Consider the following 12,154-nt stretch of genomic DNA (forward strand, 5'->3'; position numbering starts at 1 on the left):
CTATGGCGCAAATTCATCCGACTTCTATTGTTGATCCGCGTGCAGAACTTGCAGATTCTGTCTATGTGGGTCCGTTTTGTACTATCGGTCCGGAAGTCAAAATCGGCGATGGCTGCTGGTTTCAGAGTCATATTGTCGTAACCGGCAAGACCACTATCGGCTCTAATAATAAGTTCTATGCATTTGCTGCTGTAGGCATTGAGCCCCAGGATAAAAAATACAAAGGCGAAGACACCTGCTTGGTAATTGGAGACAACAACGTTATCCGTGAACACTGCACACTTTCCGTTGGTACTGTCCAGGACAAAGGTCTGACGGAAGTCGGTAGCAATAATCTGCTGATGGCAAACGTGCACATTGCGCACGACTGCAGAGTCGGTAACAACACGATTATTGCTAATAACGTCGGTTTGGCCGGCCACGTAGTGGTATGTGACGATGCCATCATAGGCGGCCAGTCCGGTATTCATCAGTTCGTGCGCATCGGCCGCGGAGCGATGCTCAGCGGCGGCAGCATGATGAGACAAGACGTTTTGCCTTTCTGTAATTATCAAGGCTATCCCGGAGCTCCGTTCGGCGTCAATATTGAAGGCATGAAACGCCATGGTTACTCTCGCGATGCTATCCATACTGCGAGAGAGGTCTATAAATTGATCTTCAGAAGCAATTTGAATGTTTCAGAGGCATCAGAAGCTATCAAGACTTTATGCGCTGAAATAACAGACCCGCAGTCGGTCATGGTTGCTGACACAATGAGAGAATTTATGGAAACTTCTCCCAGAGGTTTGGCAAGGTAATGGAGAAACTGCCTGCACCCAACATTATTTGGTCAGCCGGGGAAAATAGCGGAGATTTCCTGGCATCCGAAGTACTGCCGTCCGTGATGCAGGAATTTCCTGAAATTGAAATGGACGGCATCGGCGGAGACCGGATGATTCAGTCCGGTCTTACTCCTTGGTTTCACGCAAAAGACCTTTCAGTTAGAGGTTATATCGAAGTCATCAAGCATCTACCGAGAATCTTAAAGATTCGTTCTCAGATGTTGAAGCGTGTGACCAAAATGCCTCCTAATGCCTTTATTGGAGTAGATGCACCTGACTTTAATCTAGCTATTGAAGAAAGAGCAAAATCAAAGGGAGTTCCTGTAATTCATATGGTTGCGCCTGCAGTATGGGCATGGCGTCCTAATCGTATTCATCAAATCAAACGAGCCGTTGATCATCTCTTACTGATCTTTCCTTTTGAAAAAGAGATTTTCGATAAGGCAGGCATTTCCAGTACCTATATCGGCCATCCTCTGGCGCGTTTGATCCCGTTGGAACCGAAGACGGAAGAAGCGAGAAGAGAGCTGGGGCTTCCTGTTCAGGGACCGGTAGTAGCAGTTCTTCCCGGAAGCCGAAAAGATGAGATCAGATGGTGCGGTCCTCAATTTTTTGGCGCCTGCGAGGTGATCCTGAAATCAGATCCGTCGGTTAAATTTATTGTTCCGGCCGCTGATGAGGCAAGAAAGGCAGAAATTTCCAAAATTTTGGATACTTTCCCGAAAGTCAAAGAGGCAACGGTATTGACCTTAGGAAATTCTCATAAGGCAATGGAATCGTCTGACGCCATTCTAGTGGCAAGCGGTACGGCAACGCTGGAAGCCGCTCTCTACAAAAAGCCTTTAGTTGTCGGTTATGCAATGCCTGCTCTTTCGGCTATGCTTATTCTTTCAAAGGGCCAGACGAAGTGGATCAGCCTCCCAAATATTCTTGCGCAAAAGACTTTGGTTCCCGAGTGCGTGCAGATGTTCTGCAATCCTGATATCTTGGCGTCTCATATCTTGCATGCACTTGAGCCTACCAGAGCTGAAATGCTTCGTGATGTTTTTACTGAAATGCATCATTCTCTGCTTCGAGATACACCTAAACTTGCTTCCGAAGCTATTGCGAAAGTTTTGCACAAAAGCTAATGGGCTATCTTTTTGATTCTTTTGATGAAGATTTACTCTGCGGAGTAGACGAAGCGGGAAGAGGGCCTTTGGCCGGTCCCGTGGTAGCGGCGGCCGTCATCTTTCAAAAAGCTCATCCTGTAGAACATGTTCGAGACTCTAAAAAGTTGAACGAACATCAAAGAAATGATCTCGAAGCCAAAATTAAAAAAGGAGCTCTCTGCTGGGCAATCGGGACTGCTTCCGTAGAAGAAATCGACTCTCTCAACATTCTGCAAGCTACCTTCTTAGCAATGAAAAGGGCTGTTGAAGGATTGAATCCGCAGCCGGATTTCGTTCTTGTTGACGGAAACCGGCTTCCCCGCTGGAATTACCGAAGCGAACCGATTATCGGCGGAGATGACATTATTCCTGAAATTTCGGCCGCATCAATCTTGGCTAAGACTTATCGTGACCGGTTGATGCTTGAGTACGCAGAGAAATATCCGCAGTATGGTTTTGAGCATCATATGGGGTACGGAACAAAAGAACATTTAGAGGCTTTGGAAAAGTTCGGCGCCTGTGAGATTCATAGGAAGACGTTCCGTCCGGTAACCAATGTTTTAACCCGCTCAAATAGTAAAGGAGTGGAAGGATGCAGTTAATCACATCTGAAAATAATGAATTAGTGAAACAGCTCAAAAGGCTTAATCAGTCAAATCGGTTTTGTAAGAAAGAAGGTTTGACGATTGCCGAGGGTGTCCATTTGGCCAAAGAACTAATTCATCGTCAAGATCTTATCAAGGCAGTAGTCATCAAAGAAGGGGCAGGGGAGAAGAGCGAAATTTCAGAGATTTTGTCTCAATTGCATGATTCTTCTATAAAGCAGTACGAGTTTAGTCAGGGCGTTTTTAATAAAGTCTGTCCTGTTGAAGAGAGCGCAGGGATTCTTTGTCTCATTCGAATTCCTTCTGAGCCGGAGATACCTCAGGATTCCGACTGGGTATTTCTGGATGACGTGCAGGATCCGGGCAACGTAGGAACAATTGCCAGAAGTTCTCTTGCCTCCGATGTTTCTAATCTGGCAGTAAGTAAAAACAGCGCCTATCCATGGTCGCCAAAAGTGCTGAGAGCCGGGATGGGTGCACATTTCCGAATGAGGATTTTTACCTCTCTATCCCTAGAAGATATCAAAAAACAGACGAAGAATGTCTGCTTAGTAGCGGACGCACGAGGCGGACAGTCTTTGTTTGACACAGTGTGGGGAGAGAACGGTCAGAAAACCATTTGGGTATTTGGAAATGAAGGACAAGGCGTCAGTGAGGAGACCTTAAAACTCTCCGACAAACGTCTCATTATTCCTTTAAATCCTGCGGTGGAGTCTCTTAACGTTGCGATGGCAGCGACGGTGTGTCTTTTTGAACAAAAGAGACGACGTGTGGTTTAATTTTCCTAGACAAAACAAAAGAGCCTCGAAAATGAGGCTCGTCGAAAATTCTAAATTTACATTCCCATATGCGGGTCTGCTTTGATCTTAAGTTTTAATAGAATCGTGGCAGAGATTTCTTCAATAGACTTAGACGTAGAAGAAAGGAAAGGAATTCCTTCTCTCCACATCATTTGTTCCGCTTCTCTGGTTTCATATTGGCAATTTTCCAGAGAGGCATATTTAGAGTCAGGTCTTCTTTCGTTTCTTATTTGAGACAATCTTTGTGGTGAAATTGATAACCCGAATACCTTGTTCTTGTGAGCCTCTAAAGCGGGAGGCAGGACGCCACGCTCAAAATCTTCAGGAATTAAAGGATAGTTTGCAGCTTTGATTCCGTATTGCATGGCAAGGTAAAGAGAAGTTGGAGTCTTACCGCTGCGAGAAACCCCGACTAAGATGACATCGGCTTGATCTAAGCCATTGTTTGTCTGGCCGTCGTCATGAGCTAAAGTGTAATTGATTGCATCAATTCTGCGGTTGTATCTTTCTTGGTCTCCAATTTCATGACTCTTTCCAACGGAATGGTCACTTGGAATGCCCAGTTCTCTTTCTAAAGGTCCAACGAAAGATCTAAATAATTCAATGACAAATGCATTGCAGTATTCATTGAATGTGGAGGCCAATTCTCTGGCCACCAATGTAGAGAATACCAGAGGACGAATTCCGGTCTCTTTACCTACCTCATTGATTTTTAATGCAGCTTCTTTAGCCTTATCCACTGTATTGATAAAGGGCATGCGGTAACGGGAATATTTCAAACCGTGAAACTGAGCTAAGACGGAATTAGCTAAAGTTTCTGCCGTAATAGCCGTAGCGTCTGAAACAAAAAAGACGGTTCTAATGTGCTCACTATTTTGAGAAGGTGTTTCTTCGGTTGTCATTTTCAGCCCAATTTGTGTTTACAAGGAATTTCCACAAAGATAAGGAAATAAAGTTAAAATTTACCAAATTTTCCTAAACCTTTTAGAGGTAAAAATGCAACAAGGACGTTTTGTCATCCCCTTTAGCAAATTACGTATGTCCGACGTTGAAATCGTCGGCGGAAAGAATGCGTCTTTAGGCGAACTTTTAAGTCAGCTTACAGAGGCAGGTATTCGTGTTCCTGATGGTTTTGCTACCACAGCTGAGGCTTTCAGAGTATTTCTTAAAGAAGGCGGATTAGATAAGCGAATCGAAGAAAGATTAAAGACTTTAGATGTTGATGATGTCAAGGAATTGGCAAAAGCCGGCGCTGAAATCCGCCAATGGATTGAAGAGGCTCCTTTCCCTGCACAGTTAGAGAAAGAAATTCGTGAACATTATGAATGGCTCAAAGGCGATCAAGAACAGATTTCCGTTGCCGTTCGTTCCTCCGCTACAGCTGAGGACTTGCCGGATGCTTCTTTTGCCGGTCAGCAGGAGACATTCCTCAACGTCGTCGGAATCGACCAAGTTTTTGCCCGTATGAAAGAAGTTTTTGCTTCTCTTTATAACGACAGAGCTATTTCATACCGTGTTCACAAAGGTTTTGATCACTCCGTAGTTGCATTGTCCGCAGGCGTTCAAAGAATGGTTCGCTCTGACAAAGGCTGCGCCGGTGTTATGTTCACAATGGATACAGAAAGCGGCTTTGATCAGGTTGTCTTTATTACCGCTAGCTACGGTTTAGGCGAAACAGTTGTTCAGGGTGCCGTTAATCCGGACGAATACTTTGTTCATAAGCCAATGCTTGAGCAAGGCAATTTCCCAATCATCCGTAAGGTACTTGGAAGCAAGAAGATCGAAATGGTCTTCGATACAGATAAAGCCTCCGGAAGATCCGTTAAAGTCGTTGACGTTCCCGAAGCCGAACGCAAGAAGTTTACTTTGAATGACAACGAAATCATTGAACTTGCCAAGTACGCAAGAATCATTGAAAAGCATTATGGTCGCCCGATGGATATTGAATGGGGCAAAGACGGTATCGACGGCAAACTCTATATTCTCCAGGCTCGCCCGGAAACAGTTAAGTCTCGTCAGAAATCCCAAGACGTTCAGGAAAAATTCGTTCTCCTTGGAAAGGGCGAAGTTTTAGTAACCGGCCGTGCTATCGGTCAGAAGATTGGCTCCGGTAAGGTCAAGATTGTTGACGGTCCTGAACAGATGCATTTGGTTCAAGAGGGAGATATCCTTGTTACTGACATGACAGACCCTAACTGGGAACCGGTCATGAAGAAGGCTTCTGCTATCGTTACAAACCGCGGCGGCCGTACTTGCCACGCAGCTATTATTGCTCGTGAATTGGGTATCGCAGCCGTAGTCGGATGCGGCAACGCCACAGAAATTCTGAAAGACGACCAAGAAGTTACCGTTTCTTGCGCAGAAGGCGATACAGGTTACATTTACAACGGTTTAGTTCCGTACGAAATTAAAGAAGTTAAGCAAGGTGAACTTCCGGAATGTCCGGTCAAGATCATGATGAACGTGGGCAATCCTCAGCTTGCTTTCGAATTCCAGAGCATTCCTAACAAGGGTGTTGGTTTGGCTCGCTTAGAGTTCATCATCAACAACAACATCGGAATTCACCCGAAGGCCTGCTTAGATTATCCGAATCTTCCTGAAGACTTGAAGAAAGCAGTGGAAGAAGCCAGCGCAGGCTATGCAAGTCCGCGTGAATTCTTCAAAGAAAAACTTGCTGAGGGTGTTGCTACTATCGGTGCCGCATTCTGGCCGAAGAAAGTTATCGTCAGAATGTCTGACTTCAAGAGCAACGAGTACCGTAAGTTAGTCGGCGGCAAGCAGTATGAACCGGAAGAAGAGAACCCAATGCTTGGCTTCCGCGGTGCAAGCCGTTATGTTTCTGACGACTTTAAAGAATGTTTCGCAATGGAATGCGAAGCATTGAAGAAGGTTCGCGATGAAATGGGTCTGACTAATGTTGAAATCATGATTCCGTTTGTCAGAACTCTCAGAGAAGCTAAAGAAGTCAACGACAGATTGGAAGAACACGGACTTAAGCGCGGTAAGAACGGTTTGCGTCTGAACATGATGTGTGAAATCCCAAGCAACGCTGTTTTGGCTGATCAGTTCTTGGAATACTTCGATGGATTCTCCATCGGCTCCAACGACTTGACTCAGCTTACACTTGGCTTGGACCGCGACTCTGGCTTGATTGCTCACTTCTTTGATGAGCGCGATCCTGCTGTTAAGAAGCTTCTTTCGATGGCAATCAAAGCTTGCCGTGAAAAAGGTGCTTACGTTGGTATTTGCGGTCAAGGTCCTTCCGACCATCCGGATCTGGCTCAGTGGCTCATGGAAGAAGGCATTGAATCCATCTCCTTGAACCCTGACACAGTGGTCAATACTTGGAGAAAGTTAGCCGCCGCTAAGAAATAATATTTCTAGTTAAGCTAATTTAGATATACTTAAACGGCTGTCAGCGAATGCTCGACAGCCGTTTAGCATATGAGAAGAGATTTATGAGTCTGACATTTTTTTGGTTTGTTGCAGCAGCGATTATTGGAATGTTGGATCTCTATTTCGTTAACATCCTGTTTTTAATTATTTCTGCTTCCTGTTTCATTGCGGGTTTCTCAAGTCTGTTTTTTACCTCCGTCTTCGTTCAATTGGCCATTCTGATTTTGTCCTCAGGTCTTTTCTTTGCAATTCTGCTGACGGTTAACTCCTTAGATAGAAATGAGGTCCCGGCTTCAGAACGATTAAAGCGGCAGATTGGAAAGAAAGTTGTGGTTCACGAATGGATGGATAACCGCTTTGCTAAAGTTCAATTTGACGGCAAAGTTTGGGAAGCGGAAATTGCATATACCTCAGGAGAATCTCTAACTCCCGGTCAATACAAGATTTGGAAGATATTACCTAACCGTCTTGTTCTAATTAGAGCGTAGCTATGGAAGAAAAACTTTCTCCCGAGCAGGCGAGCTTGCCTAGCTTGGATGACTCAAAGACATTAAAAGCCCTTTTTCAATCACAGGCTCATGCTATTGCCAATAGATTGAGTGAAGCGCAGAGAAAAAACGTTGCGCGCAGTGAGGTTGTAGAAACTGATAAGAAGGCAGCGGCATTAATGGCCTCAACATTATTGGGGCTGAACCCCGCGTTTGAAAAGCCTGTCGTCAATACTCCTGAAAAGTTTGAAAGAAATATCCGTTCCGGATTGGCGGAGGAACTTAAAAAGACCGGATTTAGTGAGAAAGACCTGGAAGACAGGACAGCTTTGTTCCAAATTGCCAGTTATATTTTCACTAATGAAGTACATCAATTAATCAATGAATTGTCCAAAGATCCGGACAATATTGAAACCAATGGAGCTAAAGCTCTGAATGATCTTTTAGAACGCTGGAGTTCTATTTTGGAGAGACAATAAATGGCAGGATGCGGCACATGCGGATCATGCAGACCCGACCACAGTTCAAAGGCTCCTCAAAGTCCTTCTTTAGTAAACCTGGAGGTTGTCAGATCGATTTTCAGCCAAGCCGTTATTAACATGATGAGACGGCATATTTCCAATGCCCAGGGAGAACTAGATACTGAGAAAATGCTGGAAAAAGATGCTTTTTTAGCACAGTGGCTCGGAGATACATTTACCGGAAAGAACCCTCACTTTGAAGTCGGTCCTGAAAATTGGAATCCGAATGGTCTGGCGGCCTTTTTAAGAGAAAACTTAGCACACCTTCCTCAAGCCAAGGACTTGCTCATCGGAGATGATGAAGAAGTTATCTACAGCATTTCCAAATTATTTAAAGATCAAGCTCAAGGCGCCATTTCCGGCTTTTTAGCCGAAGGAAATTTTTCTACCTATCCCGAGGAGCTCCCGCCTTATGCCTCTCAGTTTATTGAGGCATGGGCAATGCTTTACACCGGCGCTCCTTTATAACTTTTAAAGAGAAGAAAATGGAAAATTTTGAGTTCTATAACCCAACAAAATTGTTTTTCGGCCGTGGTCAAGAAACAAGAATCGGTTCTCTTTTAGTTGAAAAAGTTGGAACTGATTCACAGGTTTTAGTTGTTTACGGCGGTCAAAGCGCAAAGAAGAGCGGCCTTCTTGACAAAGTCACTTCCAGTTTAAAAGCGAGTGGAATCAACTTTGTTGAGCTCGGCGGCGTGCGTCCTAATCCAACTTATGAAAAAGTAAAAGAAGGCGTAGTTTTGGCCCGTGAAAAGAGCATTCAAGCAATCGTGGCTGTCGGAGGTGGCAGTGTTATTGATACTGCTAAAGCTATCGCAATTTGCGTTCCGTACGAAGGCGAAGGCTGGGATTTCTTTGAAAAAGGAGTTGTGCCTAAAAAAGCACTTCCAGTGGCTTGTGTCTTGACACTTCCTGCAGCCGGCAGCGAACAGAGCAAGCGCATTGTTATCTCTCATCAAGGTAGAAAGCTCGGAACCGGCAGCGACATTGTCAGACCTTTCGCCAGCATTATTAATCCTGAGCTTTTCTTTACACTGCCTCCAAAACAGGTTAGAGCCGGTGTTATAGACATGATGAGCCACATCATGGAAAGATACTTCACTCAAACTCCTAATACGGATTTTATTTCCGGACAAGCAGAAGCTGCCTTAAGAAGCATCATGAAGAACGGCCTAATTTTGAGAAAAGATTCTCAAAATTATGAGGCCTGGAGTCAGATCGGTTTGGCCGGCTCCTTTGCACATAATGGTTTCTACGGCTTGGGACAGAAGGAAGACTGGGCATGCCACGGCATGGAGCATGAGATCAGTGCTTGGGACGAAACAATTACACACGGTGAAGGACTGGCTGTAGTGACTCCGGCTTGGATGACTTATGTTTGGAAGGAGAATCCGGCCCGCTTTGTCCAGTTCGCTCAGAACGTGATGGGAGTGAAAGAAGATACTGAAGAAAAGACAGTATTAGCCGGCATTGCAGCGTTAAAGAATTTCTTTAAAGAAATGGGAGCTCCGGTTACATTAGCAGAGCTCCATGCTGAAAATCTGGATCCTAAAGAATTAGCTGAGAAAGCAGTCAAGATTCCCGGAACCTTAGGTAACTTCAAGAAACTTCACTCCGAAGACATTGTCAAGATTTTTGAGTTAATGCGTTAATTTCTGAAATCTTGAAGGAAGGCCTGCGTAGTTCAAAGCTCGCAGGCTCTTAATTTCTCATCTTCTTTTTCATTAATCTTTGTTGTTCCCGCTTCCAGTCGCGTTTGCTTTCCTCAGCTCTCTTCTCGAACTTTCTCTTGCCCTTGGCCAGCCCGATAGTTAATTTAACTTTACCGCCTTTGAAGTGCATGTCTAAAGGAACCAAGGTATAACCGGCTCTTTCAATCAAGCCGATAATGCGCATGATTTCTTTTTTGTGCATCAGCAGTTTTCTTGTGCGTGTCGGCTGGGGCTTTTCATGTGTGCTGGCGGTACCAAGAGGAACTACCTGAGCATTTAAAAGAAAAAGTTCACCTTCGCGAACAAAGATATGTGCTTCTGTGATTTGTGCTCGACCCTCTCTAATGGATTTGACTTCCCAACCTTGAAGCACAAGTCCTGCTTCATACTTATCTTCAATGGTGTAATCAAAGCGAGCTTTTTTATTTTGAATAAGTGCCACTTTTAAACCTCTTATGAATCCATGACGGCGCAAAATTGTGCCTCATGTCGAAAAATTACAGTCGAATTTTAACAAAATCGAGAAGTTATCCTAGGCTAATTAGCAAAGGTGGGCAGTGGCGGTGTAATAAATCAACTTGAAAATGTTTAAATCGCCGGCAGAATCGTATGCTCACCTCTAGTTCATAGTAATCAGATCGGAACACACTTTCGAAAGGCAACTACATTTGCCCATTCTTTTGGGCGGAGGCTTTTCGGAGAATGAGCTAAAATCCAAAGCGACTATTGGAAATATCAAAAGTTTTGCACAAGATATTTCTTCCAATTACTTTTCTTTCCGAGGTATTCGTGCGCATTTTCTTAGTTAATCAATCAGACAACGGATTAATAAAAAAAGAACTTGTTTGTCCGGACAGACTTCATCTTTCCGAATTCAAGGATCAGTACATCTCTCCATTAAAGGAAGGATGGAATGTCAGCGTCTGGGACGAAAACCGCAGTGACGGTTACGAGTTAAAGGACGGCGATAGGGTAGAAGTCTGCGGCCCGCTTCTTGTGGATCCAAAGATTGCAAGAATGAAGAGGGCCGAAATCAAAAGACAGTCCCATGTCAGTAAAAGAAGGCATGCCGGTAATCGTAAACCATAACTTGTTAGAAAAGTGAATTTCGATTTTGAGTTCTCTGTCTAGGTATAATCGCTTTTTGTGTTTAGAGGTATAGTATGCGACTCCTTCAAAAGGCACTCACTTTTGATGACGTGCTTCTCGTTCCGGCTTACTCAAACGTTCTTCCAAGAGAAACCGTCCTTTCTACTCAGTTCACACGTAATATCCGATTAAATCTTCCGCTTTGCTCTGCTGCTATGGATACAGTTACTGAATCCAAGTTGGCTATCGCACTTGCTCAAGAAGGCGGTATCGGTATTATTCACAAAAACATGACCGCTAAGGCACAAGCTGCTGAAGTTGCCAAGGTCAAGAGACATGAAGCAGGCATGGTTGCTGATCCAATTACAATCGGCCCTGACATGATTGTTGCAGACGTTCTCAGACTGACAAGAGAACATCACATTTCCGGCCTTCCAGTCGTCTTAGAAGGTAAAGTTTTAGGTATGGTTACCAACCGTGACTTAAGATTTGAAGAAAGACTGGACGCCAAGATCAGTGAAATCATGACTCCTGCCGAGAGACTTGTCACCATCAAAGAAGGCGGCACTCTCGAAGAAGCCAAAAACCTCATGCACAAACACAGACTGGAAAGAGTTTTAGTTGTTGACGACGACTTTAACCTTAAAGGTTTGATGACGGTTAAAGACATTACCAAAGCTACAGAACATCCATACGCAGCCAAAGATTCTCACGGCAAACTTTTAGTCGGCGCTGCTGTTGGCGTTGGCGCTGGTACAGAAGAAAGAGTCGAGCTTCTAGTTGAAGCCGGTGTGGACGTTATCTGTGTTGATACAGCTCACGGACACTCTCAGGGAGTTTTGGACAGAGTTGCTTGGGTGAAGAAGCACTATCCGCAGATTCAGGTTATCGGCGGCAACGTTGCAACAGCCGCTGCTGCGTTAGCTCTCGTTGAATACGGTGCAGATGCTGTTAAAGTCGGTATCGGCCCAGGCTCTATTTGTACAACTCGCGTTGTTGCCGGTGTTGGTGTTCCTCAAATCACAGCTATTTCCAACGTTGCCGAAGCTCTTGCAAATTCCGGCGTTCCATTAATTGCCGACGGCGGTATCCGTTTCTCAGGCGACCTTGCTAAAGCCATTGCTGCCGGTGCTAACTGCGTAATGATGGGCGGTATGTTTGCAGGTACTGACGAAGCTCCGGGCGAAATCATTCTTTACCAGGGCCGTTCTTACAAGAGCTACCGCGGCATGGGTTCCCTCGGTGCTATGAAGAGAGGTTCAGCCGACCGTTACTTCCAGGACAATAACAACGGAAACGTTGACAAATTTGTACCAGAAGGTATCGAAGGTATGGTTCCTTATAAAGGCAGCGTCTTAGCCATCATCTACCAAATGGCTGGGGGTCTGAGATCTTCCATGGGCTACTGCGGATGCGCAACAATCGATGAAATGAGAACAAGAGCTCAGTTCGTTGAAATTACTTCAGCAGGTATGAGAGAATCTCATGTCCACGATGTGAAGATTACAAAAGAAGCTCCAAACTATCGTTTAGAGCATTAAACTCACATGAGGTAGACGAAGGACCGTGGC

At 44.7% G+C, this 12,154-nt stretch carries 13 protein-coding genes; 11 read left to right on the forward strand and 2 right to left on the reverse strand.

The window, feature by feature from the left end:
- Positions 1–2 precede the first annotated feature (2 nt).
- Genes lpxA through ACYQ4O_RS08190 form a run of 4 tightly spaced genes read left to right on the forward strand, consistent with a single transcriptional unit; the run spans position 3 to position 3,356 of the window.
- Positions 3–797: an acyl-ACP--UDP-N-acetylglucosamine O-acyltransferase gene (gene lpxA / locus ACYQ4O_RS08175; RefSeq protein ID WP_308513112.1), complete on the forward strand. Its 795-nt coding sequence runs from the start codon at positions 3–5 to the stop codon at positions 795–797.
- Positions 797–1,951, forward strand: a complete 1,155-nt coding sequence (gene lpxB, locus ACYQ4O_RS08180; RefSeq protein WP_460175283.1) for a lipid-A-disaccharide synthase — start codon at positions 797–799, stop codon at positions 1,949–1,951. Before lpxA ends, lpxB begins: the two co-directional genes overlap by 1 nt.
- A complete protein-coding gene (gene rnhB / locus ACYQ4O_RS08185; protein ID WP_460175284.1) occupies positions 1,951–2,574 on the forward strand; it encodes a ribonuclease HII in 624 nt (207 codons plus the stop codon). The genes lpxB and rnhB overlap by 1 nt, the downstream gene beginning before the upstream one ends.
- Positions 2,565–3,356, forward strand: coding sequence for a TrmH family RNA methyltransferase (locus ACYQ4O_RS08190; RefSeq protein WP_460175285.1), 792 nt, complete (start codon positions 2,565–2,567; stop codon positions 3,354–3,356). Before rnhB ends, ACYQ4O_RS08190 begins: the two co-directional genes overlap by 10 nt.
- Before the next feature lie 56 nt (positions 3,357–3,412).
- Here the strand turns inward: ACYQ4O_RS08190 and ppsR are convergent, their stop codons facing one another.
- Entirely contained in the window at positions 3,413–4,279 is an 867-nt protein-coding gene (ppsR, locus tag ACYQ4O_RS08195) for a posphoenolpyruvate synthetase regulatory kinase/phosphorylase PpsR (protein ID WP_066592953.1), read from the reverse strand.
- 94 nt (positions 4,280–4,373) lie between these two features.
- Here ppsR and ppsA point away from each other — a divergent pair, with 94 nt between their 5' ends.
- The 5 genes from ppsA (at position 4,374) to ACYQ4O_RS08220 (ending at position 9,434) form a co-directional block, all read left to right on the forward strand.
- Positions 4,374–6,752 (forward strand): phosphoenolpyruvate synthase, encoded by a 2,379-nt coding sequence (gene ppsA / locus ACYQ4O_RS08200; RefSeq protein ID WP_460175286.1) that lies wholly within the window; start codon positions 4,374–4,376, stop codon positions 6,750–6,752.
- 83 nt (positions 6,753–6,835) lie between these two features.
- Complete coding sequence (locus ACYQ4O_RS08205; protein ID WP_066592946.1) at positions 6,836–7,261, forward strand: NfeD family protein; 426 nt, start codon at positions 6,836–6,838, stop codon at positions 7,259–7,261.
- Positions 7,262–7,263: 2 nt separating this feature from the next.
- Positions 7,264–7,740, forward strand: a complete 477-nt coding sequence (locus ACYQ4O_RS08210) for a hypothetical protein (protein ID WP_289640103.1) — start codon at positions 7,264–7,266, stop codon at positions 7,738–7,740.
- Positions 7,741–8,250, forward strand: a complete 510-nt coding sequence (locus ACYQ4O_RS08215; protein ID WP_308513107.1) for a hypothetical protein — start codon at positions 7,741–7,743, stop codon at positions 8,248–8,250.
- Positions 8,251–8,267: 17 nt separating this feature from the next.
- Positions 8,268–9,434, forward strand: a complete 1,167-nt coding sequence (locus ACYQ4O_RS08220) for an iron-containing alcohol dehydrogenase (protein WP_460175287.1) — start codon at positions 8,268–8,270, stop codon at positions 9,432–9,434.
- 49 nt (positions 9,435–9,483) lie between these two features.
- Here ACYQ4O_RS08220 and smpB read toward each other — a convergent pair whose 3' ends face one another.
- The gene (gene smpB, locus ACYQ4O_RS08225; protein WP_308513105.1) at positions 9,484–9,936 is read right to left on the reverse strand and encodes an SsrA-binding protein SmpB; all 453 of its coding nucleotides are present in this window, start codon (positions 9,934–9,936) and stop codon (positions 9,484–9,486) included.
- A gap of 347 nt (positions 9,937–10,283) precedes the next feature.
- Between smpB and ACYQ4O_RS08230 the strand changes: the two genes are divergently transcribed.
- Both ACYQ4O_RS08230 and guaB read left to right on the forward strand, forming a co-directional pair.
- Positions 10,284–10,583 carry an RnfH family protein gene (locus ACYQ4O_RS08230; protein WP_460175288.1) on the forward strand — a complete coding sequence of 100 codons (300 nt, stop codon included), beginning with the start codon at positions 10,284–10,286 and terminating at the stop codon, positions 10,581–10,583.
- A 74-nt stretch (positions 10,584–10,657) separates the two neighbouring features.
- Positions 10,658–12,124, forward strand: a complete 1,467-nt coding sequence (guaB, locus tag ACYQ4O_RS08235) for an IMP dehydrogenase (protein ID WP_066592932.1) — start codon at positions 10,658–10,660, stop codon at positions 12,122–12,124.
- Positions 12,125–12,154 lie beyond the last annotated feature (30 nt).

It is taken from the genome of Turicimonas sp. TL08, assembly GCF_054660695.1.